This is a genomic window from Azospirillum rugosum, assembly GCF_017876155.1.
In the GTDB taxonomy this organism is placed as follows: Bacteria; Pseudomonadota; Alphaproteobacteria; order Azospirillales; family Azospirillaceae; genus Azospirillum; species Azospirillum rugosum.
The window spans coordinates 12,973-39,908 of record NZ_JAGINP010000012.1; the positions used below are offsets into that span (position 1 = coordinate 12,973).

The window sequence follows — 26,936 nt, forward strand, 5'->3', positions numbered from 1 at the left end:
TTTGTTCGCCAAACAATCATACTGTCGACAGCAGACAGTCGAACAGAAGCCCACGAACGATTGACTGCGGATCGGCCACGGATCGGGCTGGCGACGCGCAAAACGCCGTCGCCGTTCAGCGCAAAAAGACCGCGCGGCCACCCTGAACGCCAAAAAAGAACCATCCCGTTGTTTGGGGCCGCCCTCTGGGGGAGGAATGTCCATGTCGGATGTGTCGGACACCGGACCGGTGCCGAAACCCGCGCTTGCTGACGTACGGGTCCTCGATATCTCGAATTTCCTGGCAGCGCCGCTGTGCTCGATGTTCCTCGCCGACTTCGGCGCCGACGTCGTCAAGATCGAGCAGCCGGGGCGCGGGGACGAAATCCGTTATTGGGGCCACGACAAGGACGGCGTCGGCCTCTACTACAAGGTCGTCAACCGCGGCAAGCGGTCGGTGACCGCCGACCTGCGCACCCCGCTGGGGGTGGAGATCGTCAAGCGGCTCGCCCGCGACGTCGATGTCGTGGTTGAGAATTACCGTCCCGGCACGCTGGAACGCTGGGGCCTCGATTACGAGACGCTCAGCGCGGAGAATCCCGGCCTGATCCTGGTCCGCGTCTCCGGCTTCGGCCAGACCGGCCCGAACAGCCGCCGGCCGGGCTTCGGCACGCTGGCGGAGGCCTACGCCGGCTACGCCCACATCAGCGGCCACCCCGACGGCCCGCCGCTGCTGCCGGCCTTCGGGCTGGCGGACTCCACCACAGGCCTGATGGCCGCCTACCTCACCATGGTCGCGCTGCACGAACAGCGGCGGACGGGCCGGGGCCAAGTCGTGGATTTGGCGATCTACGAGACCCTGCTGACCCTGCTCGGCCCCCAGGTCGTGGACTACGACCAGCTGGGCATCGTGCAGCAGCGCGCCGGCAGCCGGCTGCCCTTCACCGCGCCGCGCAACACCTACCGGACGCGCGACGGCAAATGGGTGTCCATGGCCGGCAGCGCGCAATCGACCTTCGAGCGCATCTGCGCCGCCCTGGAGGCGCCGGAGCTGGTGCAGGACCCGCGCTTCGCCGAGAACCGGGAGCGGCTGAAGAACGCCGCCGCCCTGGACGTCGAGCTGCAAAAGGCCATCGGGCGCTTCGACTTCTCCGACCTTCAGGAACGCTTCCTGCACCACCAGGCGACGGTCGCCCCGGTCAACGACATCGCCGCGATCTTCCGGGACGAGCATATGGCCGCGCGCCAGAACATCGTGGCGCTGGAGGATGCGGAGCTGGGCGGCCCGCTGCGCATGCAGAACGTGGTCGGCAAATTCTCCCGCACGCCGGGGGCGATCCGCTCCACCGGCCCGCGCATGGGGGAACACAACCGCGAGGTCCTCGTGGGCCGGCTGGGCATCGACGCGGAACGGCTGCGCGCGGCCGGCATCCGGCTGGAACCCGCGGAAGACAAGGTTGCAAACGGAGGACAGGCATGACGGTGCTGCGCTCCCTGCTGTTCGCGCCGGGCAACCACCCCCGGCGGGTGGAGAAGGCCTTCACGCTCGGCGCCGACGCGGTGATCCTCGACCTGGAGGACGCCTGCGCGGTGGCCGAGAAGGCGGCGACCCGGCCGGTGGTCGTGGAGGCGCTGCGACGCCTGCGCCCCTGCCTGGGCTATGTCCGCGTCAACGCGCTCAGCACCGACTTCGCCTACGAGGATCTGCGCGCCGTCGTGCAGGCCGGGGTGGACGGCATCGTCCTGCCCAAGGTGGAGCGGCCGGACGACCTGCGGACGGCCGACTGGCTGGTCGGCCAGCTGGAACGGGAACGCGGGCTGCCGGTCGGCAGCACCGACATCATCCCGATCCTGGAAAGCGGCGCCGGGTTCAGCGCGCTCGACGCCATCGCCCGGTCCGGCACGCGGGTCCGCCGCTTCGCCTTCGGGGCCGGCGACTTCACGCTCGACATGGGGCTGACCTGGACGCGGGACGAGCTGGAACTGCTGCACCACCGCAGCGCCATCGTGCTCGCCTCCCGCGCGGCGGGGCTGGAGCCGCCTATCGACACGGTGTGGATCGACCTGAAGGACGCGGACGGCTTCCGGGACTCGTCGGTCCGCGCCCGCACCCTCGGCTTCCAGGGCAAGCTGTGCATCCACCCGGACCAGGTGCCGGCGGTGAACGACGCCTTCACCCCGACCGACGCGGAGGTGCGCAAGGCCCGGCGGGTGATCGACGCCTTCGCGGAGGCTGAGGCCAAGGGCTCCTCCTCCTTCCAGATCGACGGGCAGTTCGTCGATTACCCGATCCTCTACCAGGCGCAGCGGGTGCTTTCGACGCTGGACGCCATCGACGCGCGCCGGACGGCGCGGCTGTGAGACTTCACGGGGAGAAGACCATGGACACGGGCATGGAAACGGGCAACACCGGCAACGGGGGGACGCGGCCGCTGGACGGCCTGCGCGTGATCGACGTGTCGAGCTTCCTCGCCGGCCCCTTCTGCTCGACCCAGCTGGCCGAGTTCGGCGCGGAGGTGATCAAGATCGAGCTGCCGAAGGTGGGCGACGCGCTGCGCCGCTTCGGCTCCATCACAGAATGCGGCGACAGCCTGCCCTGGCTGTCGGAATGCCGAAACAAGAAGTCGGTCACCCTCGACCTGCGCAAGCCGGAGGGGGCGGACCTGCTGAAGGAGCTGGTGCGCGGCGCCGACGTGCTGGTGGAGAATTTCCAGCCTGGCACGCTGGAGAAATGGGGCCTGGGCTGGGAGGATCTGCGCGCGGTCAACGACCGGCTGATCATGGTGCGCATTTCCGGCTATGGGCAGACCGGTCCCTACAGCGGGCGCCCCGGCTTCGGGCGGATCGGCAACGCCTTTGGCGGCCTGTCCTTCCTGGCCGGATACCCGGACCGCCCGCCGGTCACGCCCGGCTCCGCGACGATCCCCGACTACATGGCCGGCATCTACGGCGCGCTCGGCGCCTTGCTGGCGCTGCGGGCGCGCGACCTCACCGGCAAGGGGCAGGTGATCGACATCGGCCTCTACGAGCCGATCTTCCGCATCCTGGACGAACTGGCGCCGGCCTTTCACATGAAGGGCTATGTGCGGGAACGGATGGGGCCGGGCACCGTCAACGTCGTGCCGCACAGCCACTATCCCACCAAGGACGGCCGCTGGATCGCCATCGCCTGCACCAACGACAAGATCTTTGCCCGCCTCGCCGAGGCGATGGGCGAGCCCGAACTGGCCGGCCCCGACCGCTGGGGCCCGCTGAAGAACCGGGAACGTGACCGCGCCGCCGTCGACGCCCATGTCGGCGCCTGGACCGCTCGGCACACGCGCGACGAGGCGCTCGCCGTTTGCGAGGAGTTCCAGGTCCCCTGCGGGGCGGTCTACGCCATCGACGAGATCTTCGAGGATCCGCAGTACAAGGCCCGGCAGAACATCGCCTTCGTCAAGGACGAGCGGATCGGCGAGCTGGCCATCCCCAACGTCGTCCCGCGCCTGACCGAAACCCCCGGCCGCATCGACAGCCTGGGCCCCCCGCTCGGCGCCCACAACGACGAGGTGCTGCGCGGCCTGCTCGGGCTGTCCGAGGAGCGGCTGGCGGCCTTGGCGGCGGCGGGGGTGATTTAAAGAAAAAACCCTCTCCCCTCCGGGGAGAGGGGAGGGTGAGGGGGCCCCGCCACCTTGCAGCGCCCAGCAACAGCGCAACCCCCTCACCCTAACCCTCTCCCCAGAGGGGAGAGGGGACACCTCGGGGAACACTGGTGAGGGCGACATGTACGATTCCGACAACACGGCGCGGCGCTGGGAACTCGATCCCGACACGGTGGAGGACGACGGCGAATCCTGGCGGCTGCCGGAGCAGCGCTCCCTGCCGGACATCGTGGCGGAGCGCATCATCCAGGCGATCCGCAGCGGCGAGCTGAAGCCCGGCGACCGCATCGTCGAGGTGGCGCTGGCAAAACGGCTCGGCGTCAGCCGGGCGCCGCTGCGCGAGGCGCTGAAGACGCTGGGCGCGCGGGGGCTGGTGGAATCCTGGCGCAACCGCGGCACCTTCGTGACCTCGCTCTCGAACGAAAACGCGGTGCAGGTCATCATGATGCGGGCGAACCTGGAAGGCTTCGCCGCCCGCATCGTCGCCTCCACCCTGACCGACGCGATGCTGGCCGACCTGGAGGCCCGCACCCGCGAGATGGAGCGGGTCGGCAAGTCCGGCGACGCCATGGCCTACCGGAACCTGGACTGGGGCTTCCACGAGCGGCTGTGCATCCTGGCCGGCAACGAATACCTGCTCGGCGCCTGGCGCTCCATCAGCAGCCTGGTCTGGCTGTTCCTGCTGAGCCATCCGGACCACGAGCGCGCCGTCCCGCGCGTCATCAACAATCACGAACTGATGCTGGCCGCCCTGGCGTCGCGCGACCCCGACGTCGCGGAGCGGACCTTCCGCGGCGTGATCCTGCGCAGCGGCTTCCGCCGCTACGGCATGGAGATCCCGCCGGCCTTCACCGCCATCGTTGCGGCGCTGCCGGATGGCACCGCGCCCTAGCGAACGCCCTTTAGGCAAGCCCCCTTCATCACACGAGGTGCGGAGATGCCTGTCTTCGAACTGCTCATCGCCGGGATTCTCCTGGGGGGCCTGTACGCCCTGATGGCCTGCGGCCTGAACCTCGTCTTCGGGGTGATGCGCATCATCAACTTCGCGCACGGCGACCTGCTGGCGGTCGGCGCGCTGACCACCGTGTCGATCGTCACCGGCCTGCATCTGCCCTTCTACGTCGCCATCGTCGTGGTCCCGCTGCTGACCGCGGCGCTGGGCCTCGCCATGCAGGTGCTGGTGCTGCGGCGGCTGGCCGACGGGCCGATGATCATGTCGCTGCTCGCCACCTTCGCCCTGTCGACCATCCTGGTGAACCTGTCGATCCTGATCTGGGGCGGCGGCTACCGCGGACTGCCGGGCGTGCTCGGCGGGTCGGTGCACCTGCTGGGGCTGGACGTCGCCCTGTCGCGGCTGGTCTCCTTCCTGGTCGCCATGGCGGTGACGCTGCTGGTCTGGTGGTTCCTGCAAAGCACGCGCTTCGGGCGGGCCATCCGCTCCGTCTCGCAGGCGCCGGAGCTGGCGGTGATCAACGGCATCTCCATCGACGCGGTGCGCAACGTCACCTTCGCGCTGGGGGCGGCAATGGCCGGGCTGGCCGGGGTGCTGCTGGCGCCGACCTTCGCCTCCGACCCGCAGCTGGGCGCGCGCTTCGGCATCAAGGCCTTCGCGGTGATCATCGTCGGCGGCATGGGAAGCTACCCCGGCGCCATGGCGGCGGCCCTGCTGCTGGGCGTGCTGGAGGTCTTCGGCGGCTACTGGTTCGGGCAGGTGATCGGGTCGGCGATGCTGTTCCTGGTCATGCTGGTCGTCCTCCTCGTCCGCCCGCGCGGACTGCTGGGCATGGGGGTACGGGCATGAAGTCCCTGGTCATCATCGTGGTGTCGGCGGCGCTCGCCGCGGTCATCCCCTTCGTCGGCAGCGAATACGCCCTGTCCTTCACGGTGCAGCTGTTCGTCTTCGTGGCGCTGGCCTATTCCTGGAACCTGATCGGCGGCTACGCGGGCTACACCCACTTCGGGCAGGTCGCCTTCTTCGGCGTCGGCGCCTACACCGGCGCCCTGATGATGGACGCCGGCTTCCACTGGCTGCTCGCCGCCGGCGCCGCCGGGCTCAGCGGGGCCTTGCTGGCGCTGCCGCTCGGCGGGGCCATGCTGCGGGTGAAGGGGCCCTTCTTCGCCATCGGCATGTTCGGCATGGCGCGGGTGTGCGAGTCCTTCGCGCTCGGCTTCGACGGCATCACCCAGGGCGGAACCGGCCTCTACCTGACGCCGGTGACCGACCTGAAGCCCCTCTACTTCGTCCTGTGGGCCATCGCCTTCGGCATGGTGGTACTGACCTGGAAGCTGGACAACTCACGCCTCGGCATCCAGCTGCTGGCGATCCGCGAGGACGAGACGGCCGCGGACGCGCTGGGCATCCGGACCACCCGGCTGAAGATCGGCACCTTCGTCGCGTCGGCCATCGCGCCGGCCGCGGTGGGCTCCCTCTACGCCACCTACCTCAGCTTCATCGACCCGGCCACGGCCTTCGCGCCGATGACCGAGCTGACCACCATCGCCATGGTTCTGCTGGGCGGCATGGGCACGACCTTCGGCCCGCTGGTCGGCGCGGTGGTCATGTCGGTGGTGAACGAGCTTCTGTGGTCCCGCTTCCCGGAGATCTACCTGGCGCTGGTCGGGGCGGTGATCCTGGCCGTCGTCCTCTTCATGCCGCGCGGCATCGTCAGCTTCGCGATGCGCCGCGCCTGGTGGTGGGTGCCGGCGGCGCGCAGCAGCCTGCGTCGCCTCGCCAGCCGCCCGGCGCCCAGCCGCAGCCCCAAGGAGGCCCACTGACATGCACGTCCAGCGCATCCAGCCGCAACCCACCCCCGTTCCGCCCCCCGACTTCGCGAGCGCTACGGACACCGCCGAACGAATCCTGGTGGTGGAGGGGGTCGGCAAGCGCTTCGGCGGCCTGGTCGCCCTGTCCGACGTCAGCCTGTCGGTGGGGCGCGGATCCATCACCGGGGTAATCGGGCCGAACGGGTCGGGCAAGTCGACGCTGTTCAACATCATCGCCGGCACGCTGCGGCCCGACCGCGGGCGCGTCTTCCTGAACGGCCACGACACGACGCGCGCCTCCCCGGCCCAGATCTGCCGCAACGGGGTCGGCCGCACCTTCCAGATCAGCCGCCTGTTCGGCGAGATGACCGTGCTGGAAAACCTCGTCGCGGTGGCCCACGGCGCGTCCGACGCGGAGGCGGTGGAGCGGGCGCTCGGCCTGCTCGACTTCCTGGAGATCACGGGCTTGCGCGACAAGTGGGGGACGGAGCTGTCCTACGGCCAGCGCAAGCTGGTGGAGATCGCCCGCGCGCTGATGCTGCGCCCCACGGTCATGCTGCTGGACGAGCCCTTCGCCGGCATCAACCCGCGGCTCCAGAACCGCATCGTCGACCATCTGGAGGCGCTGCGCCAACGTGGCCTGACCCTCTTCTTCATCGACCACGAAATGCGCATCGTCCTGGAGATCTGCGACACGATCCACGTGCTCGCCCAGGGGCGGGTGATCGCCGAAGGCGACGCCGCCGCCATCCGCTCCGACCCCAAGGTCCAGGACGCCTATTTCTGAGGAGGCGAGTCCATGCTCACCATTCCAGACAGCGTCCTCGTCGCGGAGGTCGGCCCCCGCGACGGGCTGCAAAGCCTGCCCCGCTGGATCGACACCGACGCCAAGGTGCGGATGGTCGACCGGCTGAGCGAGGCCGGCTTTCCGGTCATCGAGGTAACGGGATTCGTCAGTCCGCGCGTCATCCCCAACCTGCGCGACGCCGACGAGGTCTTCGCGCGTATCCAGCGCCGGCCGGGCACGGTCTACCGCGCGCTGGTCCCCAACGCCCGCGGGGCGGAGCGGGCGGCGGCGGCCGGGGTGGGGGAGATGCTGGGGCTGACCACCGCCGGGGAGATCTACCTCAAGAAGAACCAGAACATGACGCCGGACACCGCGGTGGAGCAGGCGGCGGAGGCCTTCCGCATCGCCGACCGGGCCGGCATCCCCTTCGTCATGGCCATCGGCGTGGCCTTCTGGTGCGCCTACGAGGGCGCCATCCCGGAAGACCGCGTGCTCGGCCTCGCCCGGCGCCTGCGCAACGCCGGGATCCGCCGCTTCTACCTCGCGGGCTCCATGGGGATGGAGGATCCGGCCCATGTCGGGCGGCTGATCGGGCGGGTCTACGACGCGCTGCCCGACGTGGAGGTTGGCTTCCATGTCCACGACCTCGCCGGCATGGGCGGTGCCAACGTGCTGGCGGCCATCGACGCCGGGGCGCGCTGGGTCGAGGGTTCCATCTGCGGAATCGGCGGCGGCATCGCCATGCCGGGCGCGGTGCATGAGATCGGCTCCGTCGGCAACCTGCCGACCGAGGACATCGTCTGCATGCTGGAGGCCATGGGCGTGCGGACCGGCATCGACCCGGACGCCGCCGTCGCGGCGGCGCGGGACGTGGCCGCGATCCTGGGCATCGAGCCGCGCAGCCGCTCCGCCAAGGGGGCGACCCGGCGCGAGGTTCTGGCCGCGAGCAAGGCCGCAGCCTGATGCACCCCCAAAACGGCCGGAAACAGGCCGGGGGCGAACCACCATCATGGGAGGAAAAGGCATGAACGGGTTCAAGACGATTCTTGCGGGTGCCGCACTTCTGGCCGCACCGGCGCTGACCCTGGCCCCGGCCGGGGCGGCGGAGCCGATCAAGGTCGGCATCGCCCTGTCGCAGTCGGGCAACCTCGCGGACTCCGCGGAGCACTACAAGAAGGCGGTCGAGCTGTGGCGCGACCAGGTGAACGCCCGCGGCGGGCTGCTCAACCGGCCGGTGGAACTGGTGCTCTACGATGACCGCAGCGACCCGGCCACCGCCGCGCGCCTCTATGAACGGCTGATCACCAACGACAACGTCGACCTGCTGGTCTCGCCCTGGGGCTCCGCCTCCACCGCCACGGCCACGGCGGTGGCGGAGAAGCACAAGCGCGTCATGATCAACAGCGGTGGTGCCTCGGAGAAGATCCACCAGCGCAACTTCAAACACATCTTCCAGTCCGCCGCCCCGATCTCCGCCTATGTGGAGGGCATCGGGCCGGTGGCCGAGAAGTTCGGCCTGAAGACCATGGACATCATCTCCCGCGACTACCCGGCGGCGCGCGACATGGAGGTCGCGCTGAACAAGATCGCCAAGGACCGCAACATCAAGATCGAAAAGGCCGAGTATTTCCCGGCGGGGACGTCCGACTACTCCTCCTATCTGGCGCAGGCCAAGCAGTCCAACCCGGACATCTGGATCTCCGTCGGCTACCCCAACGAGGCCATCGAGATGGTCCGGCAGTTCCGGGCCAACAACTACCTGCCGAAGCTGTTCGTGCACAACGGCGCCTCCATCGACGATTTCGTGAAGGCGGCGGGCAAGGACGCCGAATACGCCGTCGGCATGTCGCTCTACGAACCGGTGCTGAAGACCAAGGGCAACGCCGAGTTCGTGAAGGCCTACAAGGACAAGTACGGCGCGGAGCCCGGCTACTACTCCGGCTTCGGCTACGCCGGCGTGACCGTGCTGGAGGAGGCGGTGCGCAAGACCGGCAGCCTCGACCAGGACAAGCTGCGCGAGACCCTGTCCACCATGGAAACCGACACCGTGCTGGGCCACCACAAGGTCGATCCCAAGACGGGCCTCCAGGTCGGCGTGAAGGGCCTGCTCGTCCAGATCCGCGACGGCAAGCGCGCGATCATCTACCCCGAGGAACTGAAGACCGCCGACGCCGTGATCCCCATGCCGGCTTGGGCCAACCGGTGATGATCTCCCTCTCCCCCCTGGGGAGAGGGAAGGGGCCCACGAAGTGGGAAGGGTGAGGGGGGTTCGCAGGACGGCAGGTCCGGCAAAAGTGCAACCCCCTCACCCTAACCCTCTCCCCGGAGGGGAGAGGGGATTGTGGGCGGATTGAATGTGGCGACCCTTGGGAGGGACCGATGGACGGTTCACCGAACACGTTGCTCGAATTGCAGGACGTCACCACCGGCTACGGCGACGTGCCCGTGGTGCGCGGGGCCTCCATGACCTTTGAAAAGGGGCTGATCACCTGCGTCATCGGCTCCAACGGGGCCGGCAAGTCGACGGCGATCAAGGCGGCGGCCGGCTTGCTGCGGGTCTGGTCGGGCCGGGTCTTCGTCTCCGGCGCCGACGTGACGCGGGAGGCGCCGCACCGCCGGCTCGGCCGCGGCGTCGCCTTCGTGCCGCAGGGGCGCATCGTGCTGCCGGAAATGACCGTGCGCGAGAATCTCGAACTCGGCGCGCACATCCTGGGCGGCGACCGCCAGCGCATTGAGGAGGCCATCGCCCGCCTCGTCACCCTGTTCCCCATCGTCGGCAAGCGCATGGGCCAGCTGGCCGGCACCATGAGCGGCGGCGAGCAGCAGATGCTGGCCATCGCGCGGGCGCTGATGACCAGCCCGTCGCTGGTCATCCTCGACGAGCCCAGCCTGGGGCTGGCGCCGAAATACGTGGACATCGTCTTTGACAAGCTGCGGGAACTCGCCGGCACCGGCCTCACCGTCGTGATGGTGGAGCAGAAGGCCTCCCGCGCCCTGTCCTTTTCCGATTGGGGCTACGTCATGCACACGGGCCAGGTCGTCTATGCGGGAGCCGCGCAAGCGCTGCTCGGCAACGAGAACGTGAAGCGCCTGTTCCTCGGCGAGGTGCCGGAGGACGTGCGGCTGCTGGTCGAAGGAGAAGCCGGCCATGCGTGACCCCCATCGACCCGAACCGCGCCTGCGCCGCAGCCTGATGCTGACCCCCGGCAACCGCCGGGACCGGCTGCCCAAGGCGGTCACCCTGCCGTCCGACTGCACCGTCTTCGACCTGGAGGACGGCGTCCCGCCGCAGGAAAAGGACACCGCACGGGCGGCCATCGCCGAGGCCCTCACCACGCTCGACTTCGGCGGGCGGGAGCGCTGCGTGCGCATCAACGGCACCGACACCGCCGACAGCCACACGGATCTCGACAGCCTGCCGCTTGCCCGACTGGACAGCCTGATGCTGCCCAAGGTGGAGAGCGCCGAGGCGCTGCGCCGCTTCGAGGAGCGTCTGGCCGCCGCGGAACGGCGCGCCGGGCGGGAAACCCCCATCGACCTGATCCTCAGCATCGAAACGCCCAAGGGGCTGCTGAAGGCGGCGGAGATCGCCGAGGCGCTGCCGCGGGCCTCGGCCCTGTTCTTCGGCTCGGGCGACTTCACCGCCATCACCGGCGGCGCCGTGTCGGCGGAGGCGCTGCTCTATCCCCGCTCCGTCCTCGTCGTGGCCGCCGCCGCCGCCGGCCTGCAGGCCATCGACGCCGCCTATTTCGCCGCGGTCAAGGATGCGGAGGCGACCCGCCGCGACGCCCTGGCGGCCCGCGACCTCGGCTTCTGCGGCAAACTCGTGTTCCACCCCGTGCAGGTCGATGTCGCCAACGCGGTCTTCGCGCCCACCGAATCCGAAGTCGCCCGCGCCCGGCGCATCGTGCAGGCCTACCACGACAGCCTGGAGCGCGGGCACGGCACCGCGGTCGTGGACGGCATCTTCATCGCCATCGACATGCTGCCGCCCGCGGAGCGGACGCTCCGCACCGCCCGGCAGATCGCGGAGCGCCAGTCTGGAGGACCCATCCATGCCCAACCCTGACCTGCGGCGCCGTCTGGCCGAGGGCCAGTTCGTCTCGGCCCCCGGCGTCTTCGACATGATCTCGGCCAAGATCGCCGACGCCGGCCCGGCCGACGCGCTCTACGTCACCGGCTACGGCACGGTGGCCTCGCACCTCGGCCTGCCGGACGCGGGCATCGCCACCTACACCGACATGGTCGGGCGCGTGGAGCGCATCACCCAGGGCGTCTCGAAACCGGTGATCGCCGACGCCGACACCGGCTACGGCGGGCTGCTCAATGTCCATCACACCGTGCGCGGCTACGAGCGCGCCGGGGTGTCCGGCATTCAGCTGGAAGACCAGGAGTTCCCCAAGAAATGCGGCCACACGCCGGGCCGGCGCGTCGTCCCGGCGGAGGACATGGCGCGCAAGATCCGCGTCGCCTGCGACGCGCGCAGCTCCGCCGACCTGCTGGTCATCGCGCGGACCGACGCGCGGAGCAGCCTCGGCCTCGACGAGGCGCTGCGGCGGGGGGAGGCCTACGCCCGCGCCGGGGCCGACATCCTCTTCATCGAAAGCCCGGAGACGGAGGAGGAGATGGCCCGCATCGGCTCCGCCTTCGACGTGCCGGTGCTGGTCAACATCGTCCACGGCGGCCGCACCCCGGTGCTGGAGCGCGACCAGCTGCGCCAGCTGGGATTCTCCATCGCGATCTACCCGACCGTGGGGTTCCTCGCCGCCGCCCAGGCCATGCGGACCGCCTACGCGGCGATGGCGGAGGGGCGGGCGGAGCCGCCGGTTCCCCTCTACCCCTTCACCGACTTCAACCTGCTGATGGGCTTCGCGGAGGTGTGGGCGTTCGACAAGCGCCACGCCGAAATCCCGGCCGGGGAGGACAAAGATGCGCGCTGAGGGCGTTGCGACGGTGGTCGGGGACGACGTCGACACCGACGTCATCTTCCCGGCCCGCTATCTGGCGGTGCTCGACCCGCAGGACCAGGCCCGGCACCTGTTCGAACCCCTGGGGCCGGAGATCAACGCGAAGATCCGCGCCGGCGGCGTGCTGGTCGGGGGCTGGAACCTCGGCTGCGGCTCGTCGCGCGAACACGCGGTCACCGCCCTGATCGGGGCGGGGGCGCGGCTGGTGATCGCGAAGTCCTTTTCCCGGATTTTCTTCCGCAACGCCATCAACAACGGGCTCGCATTGGTGATCGCTCCCGACCTCGCCGCCGCGATCGCCGACGGCGACCGGGTGCAGGCCGACCTCGCGGCCGGGACCGCAGCGGTGAACGGCGTGGAACACGCCTTCCCGCCGCTGCCGCCGGAGCTTCTGGCCCTGGTGTCCCGCGGCGGCCTGTGGAGCCCGCGGGCGGCCTGACGAAATCCCAAAGAAAGGGTGCTGCGATGGGCCAGACCTTGGCCGAAAAGATCATGTCGCGCCTCGCCGGACGCTCGGTAAGCGCCGGCGACTTCGTGGAAATCCAGCCGGACTGGACCTTCAGCCTGGACGACGGCATCGGGCTGATCGACCGTTACCTGACGGCGAACGGCGTGGACCGGCTGGCGGCGCCGGAGCGGATCGCCGTCTTCTACGACCATTACGCCCCGGCCGACACGCCGCTGCACGCCCATGTCCAGCGCGTCGGGCGGCTGCTGTGCGCGCGGTTCGGGATCGAGCGGCTGTACGACGTGGGGGAGGGGATCTCGCACCAGATCGCCGTTGAAAGCGGCCTCGTCCGCCCCGGCCAGATGGTGACCAACACGGATTCCCACACCACCACGACCGGGGCGGTTGGCGCCGTCGGCTGCGGCATCGGTGCGGCTGAGATGGCCTATCTCTGGGCGCACGGCCGGCTGTGGTTCCGGGTTCCGGAAAGCGTGCGGATCAGCCTGAACGGCCGGCTGGCGCCGGGTGCCGCGGCAAAGGACGTGGTGCTGTCGATCCTGAAGACGGTCACCGCGCGCGGGGCCATCTACCGCTCGGTCGAGTATCACGGTGACGGCATCGGCCAGTTCTCCCTGCCGGAGCGCATGACGCTCTGCAACATGGGCATCGAGATGGGGGCGAAGTTCGCCACCGTGCCCTTCGACGCGGTGACGGCGGAGCATTACCGCAACCTCGGCATCGAAGTCGGCGACCCGCCGCGGCCGGACCCCGACGCCCGCTACGTCGAGGATTGGGCCATCGACCTCGCCACGGTCGAACCCATGGTCTCCGTGCCGAACCGGGTGGACGACGTGCATTCCATCGGCAGCCTGCCGGAGGTGCGCATCAACCAGGCGCTGCTCGGCACCTGCACCAACGGGCGCTTCGAGGACTTGGCGGTCGCCGCCGGAATCCTGAAGGGGCGGCGGATCGCTCCCGGCGTGCGCATGCTCGTCACCCCGGCGTCGAAGGCCGTCTACAAGCGGGCGCTCGCCGCGGGCATCGTGGAGACTCTGGTGGAGGCCGGCTGCACCGTCACGACGCCCGGCTGCGGCGCCTGCGCCGGCATCCACCAGGGCGTCCTGGCGGAGGACGAGGTCTGCATCTCCTCCTCCTCCCGCAACTTCGTCGGCCGGATGGGCAACTGGACCGCGCGGATCTACCTGGGGTCCCCCGCCACCGTGGCGGCCAGCGCGCTGGCCGGCCGCATCACCGACCCGCGTTCCATCCCGGAGGCCGTGCCATGAGCGGACATGAGAGAATGCGGCGCCTGCAACGGTCGGAACTGGCCGTGCCTGCGACGTCGGAGCGCTTCTTCGCCAAGGCGGCGGCCGGACCCGCCGACGTGGTCTTCCTGGACCTGGAGGACGCGGTCGCCCCCACCGCCAAGGAGCAGGCGCGCGAGAACGCCGTCCGCGCCCTGGCGGAGATCGACTGGGGGCCGAAGACCATGGCCCTGCGCGTCAACGGGCTGGACACGCCCTGGGCGCTCAAGGACATCGTGGAGGTGGTGTCGCGCGCGCCGCGGCTCGACCTCGTCCTGCTGCCCAAGGCCGGCTCCGCCTTCGACGTCCGCTTCGTCGAGCAGATCCTCACCCTCATTGAGCGGGAGCAGGGGCGGGACAAGCGGGTCGGCATCGAGGTGCTGATCGAAACCGCCCGCGGCGTCGCGAACGCGGAGGAGATCGCCGCATCCTCCGACCGGCTGGAGGCGATGATCTTCGGCATCGGCGACTACACGGTGGACATGCGCACCTACGACCCGGTGTTCGGCACGCCGAACGAGCGCTACGCCGTCCTGACCGGGCCCGACACCGCGGGACGGCGGGAGCGGCACTGGAACGACCAGTGGCACTTCGCCATGGCGCGCGTCGCCAACGCCTGCCGGGCCAACGGCCTGCGCCCGATCGACGGCCCCTTCACCGACTTCGGCGACGCCGACGGCTACCGGGCGAGCGCGCTGCGCGCCGCCGCGCTGGGCTTCGAAGGGAAGTGGGCCATCCACCCCACGCAGGTGTCCCTCGCCAACGAGGTCTTCTCACCCTCCGAACAGCAAATCGCCTGGGCGCGCGCCGTCCACGAGGCGATGGGCCGCGCGACCGCCGAGGGCCGGGGGGCCGTCGGCGTCGACGGCGTGCTCGTGGACATGGCGCACCTGAAGCAGGCCGACGCCCTGCTGCGCCGCGCCGAGGAGGTCGCAGTCCGGGACGGTCGCAAAGCATAAAGCGGATTGCGATCCGCTTTGGACCGCGACTGCGGTCCCGGACGCCCATGCGTCCGAAGCCCGGCCGGCAAGTGAGGCCATGTGATCCTAAAGCGAATGCAAATTCGCTTTAGGACCGGCGTTCCGCGCGCTGGAGGTTGGCGCCGCCGCGGGCGTAGATCTGCATGGGGCGGCAGGTGTTGTCCAGGTTGACGATGACCGCGCCGTCCTGGTCCCGCGGGTACAGCCAGACATCGTACTGCGAGACTGTGGAACTCGGGCCGCCGCGGATTTCGCTGTAGATGGCGGCCCGGACCTCGGAGATGGGGATCCCCTCGCCGGCCATGACCGAGGCGACGGCCTGGTTGCACGGGCCGCGCACCAGCCCGTTCAGGGCCGTGACCACCGCGGGGTCGGCCGTGGCGGTGCGCGGCGGCGCGAAGCTCGCGCAACCGGTGAGCAGCAGGGCGATCGCCCCGGCGGACAGCCCCGCCGTCGGCGCTGGGCTGCGGACATGGTACGCACGACGGGTCATGGTGGTCTCCACAAGGTTCTCTCCCAAAAGCATGGGTTTGGGGGGAGACCGCACCAACCTCTACCAAGGTTTAGTCCGCAACGAAATCCGCCCGGCGCGTTCGGCGCGCCCAGCGCCACCCATCGGAATGCGTCCGCTCCGGTGCAACCCCGTCGCGTCCCGTTAGGCGAGTGTTTACCGTCGCGATGGTCAAGTGGGGCGGAGTTCCCCGCCGCCCGGACGCCTTGTGACCCGCTTTCCGCCGATCGCCGCACCCGACCGCCGCCGGACCCCCGATGTCCGTCCGGCGCCGTGGCGTGGCGGGCGAACGGTCGGCGCATGAGGATCCGCTACCGCATCGCGCTGGTGGGCGGCGTCCCGGTGGCCGTCGCGGCCGTGATCGCCGTGTCCGGCTGGCTGCTGCTGAGCCGCAGCGAAAAGGTCTACGAGGCGGCGGTCCTCGCCGGGTCCGTGTACCGGGACGTGACCGCGGCCACCGCGGCGCGCGTCGACTACCTCCAGGTGGCGCCGGACGAGCGGGGCCCCCGGGCCGAGCGCTTCCGGTCCTTCGCGGAGTCCGCCCGTTCGGAGCTGGCCAGCCTCGGCGCGGCCATGCGGGGCACGCAGCACGAGCCCGCCCTGACCGCGGCGGCGGCCGTGCTGGACCGCTCCATCTCGCTGATCAACATCTTCGTCGGCGTGACGCGGGAGAACGACGCGCTGGTCGCCGACATGGCGCGGCACGCCGCCACGCTGATCGGCCTGACCGACCGCGCCCGCGCCCGCCAGCACGCGTCCAACGTCGATCTCCTCGGCTCCCTGACCGAGGCCGACCAGCGCCTGCGCGACAGCCGGGAGATCGTCGACCGCGCGCACGAGCTGCGCGAGGCCATGCTGTCGGTCGCGCGGTCGGAGGCGGAGCAGGTGGCCGGCCTCGTGGCGACCGCGGCCCAGCCGACCCGGTCGCGCGACGTCCGGCGGGAGGTTGATCGACTCATCACCTCCGCCCGACACATCCAGCAGGCCCTGCTCCGGACGGACACGCCGTCCGGGCATGGGGAAGCGGTCGAACTGGCGCAGCGCTACGCCGCCGCCGTCGACGGCCTGCAGCGGGCGGTGGCGGCGGTCCGCGACGCGCGGGCCCGCCAGACGGCGGAGGTCGCGCGCTTCGAGCGGGAGGCGGACGCGCTGGCGACCCTGAACGACGGGGCCGAGGCCACCCGGGTCGGCCTTCTGGTGCCCGTCGTCCGCGCGCTCGCCCTGTCCGGCCTGCTGGACCGGCAGCCGGGAGTCGCGGCGCTGGTCGCCGAGACGCCGCCGCTCCTCCCCGCCTTCGCGCGGCTGCTGGACGGGCAGGCGGAGATCGGCCGCGCCAACGCGGCGCTGGAGGCCGCACAGCGCGCCAGCGCGGAGGCGGCGTCGGCGATCGAGGCGCTGACGGCGCGCATCCTCACGCTGCGCACCACCGGCTACACGGCCATCCAGGACGAGGTCGTCCAACTGCTCGCCTTCTCCATCCAGGCCAACGACACGGAGCAGGAGACCCAGAACGTCGCCGTCGTGTCGCTGCGGCTGGGCCGGCAGGCGGCCGACGCCGTCGCCCGCCGGGACGCGGAGGCGGCCGACGCGGTCGTCGGCGACGCGGAGCGGCTGCTGGCCGTCGTGCGCGGGCTGCCCATGTCGCCGCTCCTCCAGGACGAGGTGGTCGCCGCGATCGAAAAGTGGCGCGACAGCCTGGGCAAGACCGCCATGGGCCTGCGCCGCCTCAACGCGACGCTCGTGGCGATGGACGACGATTCGGCCATGATGGTCGAAACCGCGCGGCAGCTCGATGAAACCTTCCGGGAGCAGGCGGCCTCCATCGGCGCGCTGCTGACCCGCGTCCTGCTGGTCGGCGCGACCATCGGCCTTCTGCTGGGCGGCGGCACCGCGCTGGTCGTCGCCCGCTCCATCAGCCGGCCGGTGCTGCGTCTGAAGGAGCAGATGGTGCGGCTGGCCGCCGATCCACAGGCTGCCAACCCGCTTGCCGGCCGCATCGACGGGACCGGCCGCCAGGACGAGTTCGGGGAGATGGCGCGCGCCGCGGCCTTCTTCCTGGGCGAGATCGGCCGGCGCGAAGGCGCGCTGCGCCACGCCAAGGACCAGGCCGACCGCGCGTTGCTTGAGCTGCGGCAGACCCAGGCCGACCTGATCCAGGCGGAGAAGATGGCCTCGCTCGGCCAGCTGGTCGCCGGCGTCGCGCACGAGATCAACACGCCGCTCGGCAACGCCCTGATGGGGGCCTCGCACCTGTCCGACCGGCTGGCCCAGCTGTCGCACGCCGCGGCGGGTGGCACGCTGCGCAAGAAGGGCTTCGACCAGTTCATGGCCGGGGCGGAGGAGCTGACCCGCCTCATGCTGATCAACCTCGACCGCGCGACCCGGCTGGTGCAGAGCTTCAAGTCGGTGGCCGCCGACCAGACCAGCGGCGACCGCCGCCGCTTCGACCTGCGCGCCTACCTGGACGAGCTGGTGACCAGCCTCAACCCCTCCTGGCGCCGGGCGGGGCACGCGGTGCGGATCGATTGCCCCGACTCCATCGACATCGACGGCCATCCGGGCATCCTCGCCCAGATCCTGACGAACTTCGTCATGAACTCCGTCGTGCACGGGTTCGACGACGGCCGGGCCGGCCTGCTGTCGATCAAGGCGGGGCTCATCGACGAGGACACGGTGGAGCTGGTCTACACGGACACCGGCAAGGGGATCGATCCCGCGCATCTCGGCCGGATCTTCGATCCCTTCTTCACAACCAAACGTTCAAAGGGCAGCACCGGCCTCGGCCTGCACATCGTTTACAATCTGGTGACAAGCAAGCTTGGTGGTCGCATCGCTGTGGAAAGCGCGCCAGGGCAGGGCGTTTGTTTCACCATTCGCTTCCCAAGAAGAGTTACCACTGTTAGCCTTCCCTGAATGGGGAGGCTGACGGGTTCTTCTTGGGGTGTTTGATGTCACAAATTGACAAAACTGACAACCGCAGTTTGCGTAATTTTGTCACAGCATCGGCGCTGGCCTTGGCGACGCTGGCGTCTTCGCCCGCGCTGGCGGACAAATCCCTGGTCTTTTGCTCCGAAGGAAACCCGGAAAGCTTCAACCCGCAGGTCACGACAACCGGTACGAGCATGAACGCGGCCCTGCCGCTGTTCAATAACCTCGTGGAGTTCGTGCGCGGCTCGACGAACCTCAAACCCGGCCTTGCGGAATCCTGGACGATTTCCCCGGACGGCCTGACCTATGTGTTCACGCTGCGCCGCGACGTGTGGTTCCACGCCAACGCCGACTTCCAGCCGACCCGCCCGTTCAACGCCGACGACGTCCTGTTTTCCATCAACCGCCAGTGGAAGGACGACCACCCCTTCCACAAGGTCGGCCGGGGCACCTACGACTATTTTAAGGACATGTCGATGGGCAGCCTCCTGAAGGAGGTGGAACGGGTCGACGACCACACGGTGCGCATCGTCCTGAACCGGCCGGAGGCGCCGTTCCTCGCCAACCTCGCCATGCCCTTCTCGTCGATCCAGTCGGCCGAATACGCCGACACGCTGACCCGCCTGAACCGGACGGCGCAGTTCGACGAGGCGCCGATCGGCACGGGGCCGTTCCAGTTCGTCTCCTACCAGAAGGATGCCGCGATCCGCTACAAGGCGTTCGACCGCCATTGGGCGGGGCGCCAGCCGCTCGACAACCTGATCTTCTCCATCAGCCCGAACGCGGCGGTGCGGCTGAACAAGCTGCGGGCGGGCGAATGCCACCTCATGGTCTTCCCCAACCCGGCCGAGCTGGCGAAGATCGACTCCGACCCGAATCTGGTGATCCAGCAGCGGGAGGGGCTGAACGTCGCCTATCTGGCCTTCAACACGCAGAAGGCCCCCTTGAGCGACGTGCGCGTCCGCCGCGCGATCAGCCTGGCGATCGACAAGGGCATGATCCTCGACGGCGTCTACCAGGGCGGCGGCCGGCCGGCCAAGAACCCCATCCCGCCGATCATGTGGTCCTACGACGAGTCCACGAAGGAGTATCCCTTCGCCCCCGACGAGGCGCGGCGGCTGCTGGCCGACGCCGGCTACCCCGACGGCTTCTCCATTGAGCTATGGTACCCGCCGGTCGCCCGCCAGTACATGCCCAACGGGAAGCGCACGGCGGAGATCATCCAGGCCAACCTGGAGCGGGTCGGCATCAAGGCGACGCTGGTCACCGACGAGTGGCGCGAGTACCGCCGGCGCATGGCGAACGGCGAGCATGAGATGGGCATCTACGGCTGGACCGGCGACAACGGCGACCCGGACAACTTCCTGTTCGTCCTGCTCGGCTGCGACGCGACGCGGCCCGGCGGCGGCAACTTCGCGAAATGGTGCAACCCGGAATTCGACGATCCGGTGCTGAAGGCCAAGCGCACCGCGTCCGTGGAGGAACGGACGGCCTATTACCGCCAGGCCCAGCAGGTCTTCAACCGGGAAGCGCCCTGGTACCCCATCGCGCATTCCGTCGTCTCCGTGGCGCTCCGCAAGGAGGTGAAGGGCTACCGCATCGACCCGTTCCTCCAGGTCTTCACCGGCGTCGACATCGTCAACGACTGAACCCGACCATGGACCCGTTGGAAAGCCCGCCAGAAAGCCCGCCGGACAGCGACCTGTTCCTGCGCGAGGATGAACCGGCCGACGGCGCCGCCGGGGCGGAGCCGTGGCTGGTCCTGGTCGTGGACGACGACGAGCAGGTCCACGCCATGACGCGGGTCCTGCTCGGCGACTTCCGGTTCGAAGACCGCCCCTTCGCGATGATCAGCGCCTTCTCCGCGGCCGAGGCGCGGGCGATCCTCGCGGAGCGGCCGGACGTGCCGGTCATGCTGCTCGACGTCGTGATGGAAGCCCAGGATTCCGGGCTGGAGCTGGTCCACCACATCCGCCGGGACCTCGGCAACCAGCGCATCCGCATCATCCTGCGCACCGGCCAGCCGGGCCAGGCGCCGGAGCGCGACGTCATCATCGCCTACGACATCAACGACTATAAGGCCAAGAGCGAGCTGACCTCGCAGAAGCTGTTCACCAGCCTGGTCGGCGCGCTGCGCGCCTGGCGCGACATCGCGACCATCGAGCAGCTGAACCAGTCGCTGGAACGGCGCGTCGCCGAACGCACGGCGGAGCTGGCGCGACAGCAGGCCCAGGCGGAGGAGCAGCGGCGCTTCGTCGAACACCTCATCGAAATGATGCCGAGCCCGGTCTGGTACGAGGACGCCCAGGGGCGCCGCGTGCTGAGCAACCGCGCCTTCCGCGACCTGTTCCCGCAGGCCCCCGCGCAGGACGGGGCCCAGGACACGGAAAGCGAAGCGGGAACGGTGCCGATCGGGCAGGGCCGCTGGGTCCCGGCCATGGACCCGTCCTCCACGGTGTTCGAAACGAGCGTCACCGCCCCCGGCGGGTTCACGCGTGAACTTCTGGTCGTCCGCAAGGCCCTGCCGACGGAGGAGGGCAGCCCCCAGGGCTCCATCGGCATCGCCACCGACATCACCGCGCGCCGCCTGATGGAGCGCGAACTGCACCGGCTGGCCATCACCGACGCGCTGAGCGGGGTCCACAACCGCCGCCACCTGCTGGGCATCCTCGCGGGCGCCGTCGCCGATGTGGCCTCTGGGGCGGCTGCCGGGGCCGATCCCTGCTCCCTGGTCATGCTCGACATCGACCATTTCAAGCGCATCAACGACGAGCACGGCCACGCCGCCGGCGACCGCACCATCGAGTTCGTCGCCGCCGAAATCCGCGAGCATCTGCGCGGCACCGACAGCATCGGCCGCATCGGCGGGGAGGAGTTCGCGATCCTCCTCCCCGGCGCGGCGCTGAAGGCCGCCGGCGCGATCGCCGAGCGGATCCGCGCCGGCATCGCCGCATCGCCGATCCCCCTCCCCGACGGCCGCTTCCACCCCACCACCGCCAGCTTCGGCGTGACCGAACTGCGCCCCGGCCAGGACAGCGTCGAAGCCGTCCTCCACCGCGCCGACGAGGCCCTCTATCGCGCCAAAGCCAACGGCCGCAACCGCATCGAGTTCAATTGAGGGGGCGTGTTCGGCTTCCCAATCTGCAAGTAATAAGGAAGACAAAAGCCCCTCTCCCTTGAGGGGAGAGGGGTTGGGGTGAGGGTGGTGCCGGCTTTGGCCGGCCGGAACTTTCAGAAGTCACCGGGTTCGAGAGTCTTTTCCGGGCTGCCGCCCGTAACGACCCCTCACCCCAACCCCTCTCCCCCAAGGGGCGAGGGGCTTTTTACTGCACCCCTCAAATCACCCCCACCGCCGCCCTCACCCGCTCCGGGCTCAGCGGCATGTCGCGCAGGCGCACGCCGGTGGCGTCGGCCACCGCGTTGGCCAGCGCCGCCGCCGCCGGTCCCTGCGCCGCCTCCGCCGTGCCGAGGAAGGGCTGGCCCGGCCGGTCCATCACATGCACCGCGACGCTGTCCGGCACGTCCTTGAAGCGCAGGATGGGGTAGGCGCTCCAGTCGAAGCCGGTGCGCCGCTCCGCGTCGAAGGACATCGCCTCGCGGCTCGTCCAGCTGATCGACTGGACGATGCCGCCTTCGACCTGGTTGCGGACGCCGTCGGGGCTGGCCGCCTGCCCGCAATCGACCGCGGCGACCGCGCGCCGCACCCGGATGCGGCCGGTCTCCCGCTCCACCTCGACCTCCATCGCCACCGCGCAGTAGGCGCCCAGGTTCTTGTAGCGGGCGAAGGCCAGGCCGCAGCCGCGCCGCCCGTCGGGCCGGGGACGGCCGCGCCAGCCGAAACGCTCCGCCACCGTGGCGATCACGTCCCGCCCGCGCTCGTCCACCATGTGGGCCAGCCGCAGGTCCAGCGGGTCGATGCCGCCGGCCTTGGCCAGCTCGTCGAACATGCTCTCGATGGAGAACACGTTCAGGTGCGCGCCCAGCGAGCGCAGCGCCGACACCCGGATCGGCATGTCCTTCAGGAAGTGATAGACGACGTGCAGGTTCGGCAGGTCGTACAGGGGCACGGAATTGCGGCTGCCGTCGCCCTCCGGCATCGGGATGGGCTTGCCCTCCGGCACCGGGAAGGGGTTCGGGATCTCCCCGCCGGCCAGCACGCCGCCCGCCCCGACCGGGCGGTTGTTGTGCGGGTTGCTCCAGACCTCGTGCCGCCAAGCGGCGATGCGCTTGTCGGGGCCGAGCGACGCTTCCAGTTCCGTCACCATGCCGGGGCCCAGCGGTTCCCAGCCGAACTCCTGCTCCCGCATCCATTGCAGGCGGATCGGGCGGCCGGGCACATGCCTGGCGATCAGCGCGGCGTCGGCCGAGACGTCGTCGGCGCCGTTCTGGCCGTAGCAGCCGGCCCCCTCCACATGGATGGCGTGGACATCCTCCTCCGGAAGGCCGACCAGCTGCGCGGCGACGCGGCGCACGTCGAAGGTGCCCTGGCTGTGCGTCCACACCGTCAGCTTGCCGTCCTGGAACAGCGCCAGGGAACAGGACGGCCCAATGGAGCCGTGGCTCAGCCACGGGCGGGTGTAGCGCGCCTTGACCGTGTGGGCCGGCGTGGCTGGGGTGTCCGGGCCGTCCTGGATCACGATGTCCCGCGACGGCAGCGCCTTCAGCGCCTCCACCACACCACCATTTGGCAGCGGCGGCGCGCTTCGCACCGCCTTCGCGGTTTGGATGCGGCGCAGCGCCTTGACCGCGGTCCATTCCCGTTCCGCGACGATGGCGACGAAGGACCCGTCCTGGACGACCGTCACCACGCCCGGCATCGCCGCGACCTCCGCGATCGCCAGCGGCTCCAGCCGGGTGCCGACGCTGGGGCCGCGGACCACGCGGGCGTGCAGCATGCCCGGCAGCCGCATGTCCTGGATGTAGGCGGCCCCGCCGGCCAGCTTCGCCGGGATGTCCACGCGGGGAAGGTCCCGACCCATGGTCCGGTACTGGGCCGGATCGCGCCGCGGCGCGTCGGGCACCGCCTCCACGTGCAGCGACAGGGCCGCCGCGACCTCGCCATAGGGCGCGGACCGGCCGCCGGGTCCGGCCAGCCGGCCGTCGCCGGTGGTGGTGACCGCGTCCTCCGCCACGCCCCAGCTCTCCGCGGCCTTGCGCGCCAGCAGCATCCGCACATTCGCCGCGGCGTTCAGGATGGCGGTGCCGCTGTCCTGCATGGAATGGCTGCCGGCGGTCAGCCCCTCGTCCGGCGTGCGCGCCGTGTCGGCGGTGACCAGCGTGACGCGCGCCGGCGGCACGTCCAGCTCCTCCGCCGCGACCTGGATCAGCGCGGTCTTGATGCCCTGGCCCAGCTCCACCTTGCCGGTGAAGACGGTGACCGCCCCGTTGGCGTCGATGCGGATCCAGGAATCCAGCATGGGCGCCGATTTCAGGCTGCCCGGCAGGTTCGGCGCGACCACCTTGGGGCCGGGGCCGCCCTCCCCGCCGCCGGCCAGCTGCGCGAAGGCGCGCGGCACCATGGAGAATCCGACGACGAGGGCGCCCGCCGTCAGACCCGTGGAGAGAAATGACCGGCGCGAGAGGGTGTCCAGGGACCGGGTCACGGCTTGGCCTCCAGGCTGGAGGTGCGGGCGCCCGTCGCGTCGACGGCGCGCCGGACCGCGCGCAGGATGCGCATGTGCGTGCCGCAGCGGCACAGGTTCGTCTGCATGTGGTTGCGGATGTCCGCGTCGCTGATCGGCCCGCCGCGGTCGAGCAGGGCCTGCGCGCGCATGATCATGCCAGCGATGCAATAGCCGCACTGGGCCGCCTGCTCCTGTTCGAAGGCCTGTTGCAGCGGGCCGAGGTTGCCGGGCGAGCCCAGCCCTTCCACGGTGGTGACCCGCCGCCCCTGGACCGCCGCGACCGGCGTCAGGCAGGAGAAGACCGGCCGGCCGTCCACATGCACCGTGCAGGCCCCGCACTGGCCGAGCCCGCAGCCGTACTTGGCCCCGTTCAGCCCCAGATCGTCGCGCAGCACGTAGAGCAGGGGGGTGTCCGGCTCCGCGTCGACGCGGTGCTCGGCCCCGTTGATGGTCAGGGTCATGGTCATTGGGGTGATCCTTCGCGCTTGGCCTCGGCGACGGCGTCGGCCAGCTTCGGCCAGGCGGGTTTCTCGCTGAAGCGCGTGCGCACATAGGCGGCGATCTGGGCGACCTGCGCGTCGGTCAGGTTGTCCCGGAAGGGCGGCATGTAAGGGCCGGCCCCGCCGGAGGAGGGCTTCAGCCCCTGGAGGATGGCCTGGACCGCGTTGCGCGGGTCGTCGGCCTGCACAGCGTCGACATGGGACAGGGGCGGCCGGCCCTGCGCCACCATCGGCGCGCCGTCGCCGTGGCATCCTGCGCAGGCCCCGGCGAACAGCGCCGCACCGTTTGGATGCTCCCGCGCCGCCTCCGCCGCACGGTCCACCGGCGGAGAAACGGGCGTAGGCTGAGCCGGCGCCTTCAGGCCCATCACCGACCCGATGTAGGTCGCGATGGCGCGCACGTCCTCCTCCGGCGCGGTGGACAGGCCGTGCACCACCGGCTCCATCGGGCCGGCTGCCGCACCCTGCCGCGGGGACAGGCCGGTGCGCAGATAGGCGTACAGCGTGTCCGCCGTCCAGCCGCGCGCGGCGGCGTTCGAACCGTCGAGCGGCGGAGCGTTCCACCCCTCCGCGACCCCGCCGGCGAAGGCTTTGGAGCGCATCTCCGCGCCGGCGAGGTTGCGCGGCGTGTGGCAGGACCCGCAGTGGCCCAGCCCCTCCACCAGGTACCGGCCGCGGTTCCAGGCGTCGCTCTGCGCCGGGTCCGGGGCGATGCCGCCCGTCTCCAGGAACAGCAGTTTCCAGCCGGCTAGCAGCGGGCGGAACCCCAGCGGCGGGATCAGGCTGTTCTCCGGCGCTTTTGCGGACACCGCCGGCCGGGTCATCAGGTAGGCGTAGAGCGCGTCGAGGTCGCCGTCGGTCACGTGGGTGTAATGGTCGTAGGGCAGCGCGGGATACAGATGGCTGCCATCGCGCGCCACCCCGTCGCGCATCGCGCGCTTGAACGCGTCCTTCGACCAGCGGCCGATGCCCGTCGCCTCGTCCGGGGTGATGTTGGTGGCGTAGAGCGTCCCGAACGGCGTGGCGAGCGGCCGGCCGCCGGCATAGATCACGCCATCTTCGGCCGTATGGCAGACGGCGCAGTCGCCCAGCGTCGCCAGCGTCGCCCCGCGGCGCACCTCATCCGGCGTGAAGTCCCCGGCCGCCGGCCGCCGGATGGGGGCGATCTCCGGCTTCCAGGCGACCACGGCGAACCCCGCCAGCCCGGCCACAGCAAGGGCGGCCAGCGCCGCCGCGGTTCGCAGCGGGGTCATGGGACGCCTGCCACCAGATCCGACATGGACGCGTAGTCCGTGTAGCCCTCCGCCCCGCCGCCGTACCAGCCCACCGGGCGCGGGTCGTTGAATGGCCCGCCTTGGGCGATGCGCGCGGGCAGGTCGGGGTTGGCGATGAACAGCCGCGCGAAGGACGCGAGGCTGATGGTGTCCAGCGCGACCAGCTGCTCCGCCAGGTCGGGGCTCAGTCCGCCGTTGAGGATCACCGGCCCGTGGTAATGCGGCTTGATCATCTGCAGCAGTTCCGTCCGGTCCGGCGCGCCGGCCCAGGCGTTGGTGTCCGCGATCTCCACGAAGCCGACGCCGAGCTGGTCGAGCATCGACGCGACGTGCCCATAGGTCTCATGCGGGTCCGGGTCCATCGGGTTGTTGTAGGCGGCGGTGGGCGACAGCCGGACGCCGACGCGGCCCATCGGCACGACCTCGCCCACCGCCTCGACGATCTCGCGCAGGAAGCGCGCGCGGTTCTCAACAGGACCACCGTAGCGATCGTCGCGGCGGTTGGTGCCCGGCGACAGGAACTGCTGCGGCAGGTAGCCGTTGGCGGCGTGCACCTCCACCCCGTCGAAGCCGGCCGCCCAGGCGTTGGCGGCGGCCACCCGGAACTGCTGCACCGCCTCCTCGACCTCCGCCAGCGTCATGGCGCGCGACGGCGTCGCGGCGATGCGCACATAATGGCCGTTTCCCAGCTGCCCGTAGACCTGGAGGAGCCCCAGGTCGTCGTTGACCGCCGAGGGCGCCAGGGGCTGCTGCCCGTTCAGGATGCCCGCCGCACCCACCCGGCCGCAATGCCACAGCTGGCAGACGATCCGCCCGCCGGCCTCGTGCACCGCGTCGACCACCGGGCGCCAGCCCGCGACCTGCTCCGCCGAGTAAATCCCCGGCGCGTGCTCGAACGCGCAGGACGCCGCCGTGACGTTCGTCGCCTCGGTCACGATCAGGCCGGCGCTCGCCCGCTGGGCGTAGTAGGTGGCGTTCAGGGCCACCGGCACGTCGCCGGCCCCCGCCCGGCAGCGGGTCATTGGCGCCATGACGATGCGGTTCGGAAGCGTGATGTCGCCCAGTTGAAACGGGCTGAGGAGCTTGCTCATGAAGTCGTTCCTGTGAAGCGTCGGCAAAAACGGTCGGCAATGGGCAGGATCTGGAGCGCCGGCGCGGACCGTATTGAAGAATATTCACCGCCCTTGCCCATTCTGGACTTGGGCGCATCAGGCAGCTTCTGGATTTGGC

The 26,936-nt window shown here is 70.4% G+C and carries 23 protein-coding genes; 18 read left to right on the forward strand and 5 right to left on the reverse strand.

Translation table 11 applies throughout. The features are described from left to right. The first annotated feature begins 202 nt into the window (after positions 1-202). The 15 genes from J2851_RS16950 (at position 203) to J2851_RS17020 (ending at position 14,848) form a co-directional block, all read left to right on the forward strand. Positions 203-1,459, forward strand: a complete 1,257-nt coding sequence (locus J2851_RS16950) for a CaiB/BaiF CoA transferase family protein (protein ID WP_209767569.1) — start codon at positions 203-205, stop codon at positions 1,457-1,459. Then, entirely contained in the window at positions 1,456-2,340 is an 885-nt protein-coding gene (locus tag J2851_RS16955; RefSeq protein ID WP_209767570.1) for an HpcH/HpaI aldolase/citrate lyase family protein, read from the forward strand. Before J2851_RS16950 ends, J2851_RS16955 begins: the two co-directional genes overlap by 4 nt. Positions 2,341-2,360: 20 nt before the next feature. Continuing rightward, complete coding sequence (locus J2851_RS16960; RefSeq protein ID WP_246500726.1) at positions 2,361-3,596, forward strand: CaiB/BaiF CoA transferase family protein; 1,236 nt, start codon at positions 2,361-2,363, stop codon at positions 3,594-3,596. A 145-nt stretch (positions 3,597-3,741) separates the two neighbouring features. Beyond that, complete coding sequence (locus J2851_RS16965) at positions 3,742-4,512, forward strand: GntR family transcriptional regulator (RefSeq protein ID WP_209767571.1); 771 nt, start codon at positions 3,742-3,744, stop codon at positions 4,510-4,512. 45 nt (positions 4,513-4,557) lie between these two features. Beyond that, positions 4,558-5,421, forward strand: coding sequence for a branched-chain amino acid ABC transporter permease (locus J2851_RS16970; protein WP_209767572.1), 864 nt, complete (start codon positions 4,558-4,560; stop codon positions 5,419-5,421). After that, on the forward strand, positions 5,418-6,395 hold the full coding sequence (locus J2851_RS16975) for a branched-chain amino acid ABC transporter permease (RefSeq protein ID WP_209767573.1): 978 nt from the start codon (positions 5,418-5,420) through the stop codon (positions 6,393-6,395). Before J2851_RS16970 ends, J2851_RS16975 begins: the two co-directional genes overlap by 4 nt. 1 nt (position 6,396) lies before the next feature. Continuing rightward, positions 6,397-7,170, forward strand: a complete 774-nt coding sequence (locus tag J2851_RS16980) for an ABC transporter ATP-binding protein (protein WP_209767574.1) — start codon at positions 6,397-6,399, stop codon at positions 7,168-7,170. A gap of 12 nt (positions 7,171-7,182) precedes the next feature. Beyond that, positions 7,183-8,133, forward strand: coding sequence for a beta/alpha barrel domain-containing protein (locus tag J2851_RS16985; protein ID WP_209767575.1), 951 nt, complete (start codon positions 7,183-7,185; stop codon positions 8,131-8,133). A gap of 61 nt (positions 8,134-8,194) precedes the next feature. Then, positions 8,195-9,376, forward strand: a complete 1,182-nt coding sequence (locus J2851_RS16990) for an amino acid ABC transporter substrate-binding protein (protein ID WP_209767576.1) — start codon at positions 8,195-8,197, stop codon at positions 9,374-9,376. A gap of 173 nt (positions 9,377-9,549) precedes the next feature. Then, positions 9,550-10,326 (forward strand): ABC transporter ATP-binding protein, encoded by a 777-nt coding sequence (locus J2851_RS16995; RefSeq protein WP_209767577.1) that lies wholly within the window; start codon positions 9,550-9,552, stop codon positions 10,324-10,326. Next, the gene (locus tag J2851_RS17000; RefSeq protein WP_209767578.1) at positions 10,319-11,239 is read left to right on the forward strand and encodes an HpcH/HpaI aldolase/citrate lyase family protein; all 921 of its coding nucleotides are present in this window, start codon (positions 10,319-10,321) and stop codon (positions 11,237-11,239) included. The genes J2851_RS16995 and J2851_RS17000 overlap by 8 nt, the downstream gene beginning before the upstream one ends. After that, a complete protein-coding gene (locus tag J2851_RS17005) occupies positions 11,226-12,110 on the forward strand; it encodes an isocitrate lyase/PEP mutase family protein (RefSeq protein ID WP_209767579.1) in 885 nt (294 codons plus the stop codon). The genes J2851_RS17000 and J2851_RS17005 overlap by 14 nt, the downstream gene beginning before the upstream one ends. After that, entirely contained in the window at positions 12,100-12,576 is a 477-nt protein-coding gene (locus J2851_RS17010; RefSeq protein WP_209767580.1) for a LeuD/DmdB family oxidoreductase small subunit, read from the forward strand. The genes J2851_RS17005 and J2851_RS17010 overlap by 11 nt, the downstream gene beginning before the upstream one ends. Before the next feature lie 26 nt (positions 12,577-12,602). Next, on the forward strand, positions 12,603-13,871 hold the full coding sequence (locus J2851_RS17015) for an aconitase/3-isopropylmalate dehydratase large subunit family protein (RefSeq protein ID WP_209767581.1): 1,269 nt from the start codon (positions 12,603-12,605) through the stop codon (positions 13,869-13,871). Next, on the forward strand, positions 13,868-14,848 hold the full coding sequence (locus J2851_RS17020) for an HpcH/HpaI aldolase/citrate lyase family protein (RefSeq protein WP_209767582.1): 981 nt from the start codon (positions 13,868-13,870) through the stop codon (positions 14,846-14,848). The genes J2851_RS17015 and J2851_RS17020 overlap by 4 nt, the downstream gene beginning before the upstream one ends. A 109-nt stretch (positions 14,849-14,957) precedes the next feature. Here J2851_RS17020 and J2851_RS17025 read toward each other — a convergent pair whose 3' ends face one another. Next, entirely contained in the window at positions 14,958-15,362 is a 405-nt protein-coding gene (locus tag J2851_RS17025; RefSeq protein ID WP_209767583.1) for a hypothetical protein, read from the reverse strand. 318 nt (positions 15,363-15,680) lie between these two features. Between J2851_RS17025 and J2851_RS17030 the strand changes: the two genes are divergently transcribed. From J2851_RS17030 to J2851_RS17040, 3 genes are all read left to right on the forward strand, one after another. After that, positions 15,681-18,293: a sensor histidine kinase gene (locus tag J2851_RS17030; RefSeq protein ID WP_209767584.1), complete on the forward strand. Its 2,613-nt coding sequence runs from the start codon at positions 15,681-15,683 to the stop codon at positions 18,291-18,293. A 209-nt stretch (positions 18,294-18,502) separates the two neighbouring features. Next, positions 18,503-19,957 carry an ABC transporter substrate-binding protein gene (locus J2851_RS17035; protein WP_307419836.1) on the forward strand — a complete coding sequence of 485 codons (1,455 nt, stop codon included), beginning with the start codon at positions 18,503-18,505 and terminating at the stop codon, positions 19,955-19,957. A gap of 8 nt (positions 19,958-19,965) precedes the next feature. Beyond that, positions 19,966-21,426 carry a GGDEF domain-containing response regulator gene (locus J2851_RS17040; protein ID WP_209767586.1) on the forward strand — a complete coding sequence of 487 codons (1,461 nt, stop codon included), beginning with the start codon at positions 19,966-19,968 and terminating at the stop codon, positions 21,424-21,426. 217 nt (positions 21,427-21,643) lie between these two features. On the opposite strand, the gene J2851_RS17045 is transcribed toward J2851_RS17040, so the two are convergent. The 4 genes from J2851_RS17045 to J2851_RS17060 are packed head-to-tail and all read right to left on the reverse strand — an operon-like array spanning position 21,644 to position 26,797. Next, the gene (locus J2851_RS17045) at positions 21,644-23,911 is read right to left on the reverse strand and encodes a xanthine dehydrogenase family protein molybdopterin-binding subunit (protein WP_209767587.1); all 2,268 of its coding nucleotides are present in this window, start codon (positions 23,909-23,911) and stop codon (positions 21,644-21,646) included. Further along, a complete protein-coding gene (locus tag J2851_RS17050; RefSeq protein WP_209767588.1) occupies positions 23,908-24,399 on the reverse strand; it encodes a (2Fe-2S)-binding protein in 492 nt (163 codons plus the stop codon). Before J2851_RS17050 ends, J2851_RS17045 begins: the two co-directional genes overlap by 4 nt. Beyond that, positions 24,396-25,685: a cytochrome c gene (locus J2851_RS17055; protein WP_209767589.1), complete on the reverse strand. Its 1,290-nt coding sequence runs from the start codon at positions 25,683-25,685 to the stop codon at positions 24,396-24,398. Before J2851_RS17055 ends, J2851_RS17050 begins: the two co-directional genes overlap by 4 nt. After that, a complete protein-coding gene (locus tag J2851_RS17060) occupies positions 25,682-26,797 on the reverse strand; it encodes an alkene reductase (RefSeq protein ID WP_209767590.1) in 1,116 nt (371 codons plus the stop codon). Before J2851_RS17060 ends, J2851_RS17055 begins: the two co-directional genes overlap by 4 nt. Between the last annotated feature and the right edge of the window lie 139 nt (positions 26,798-26,936).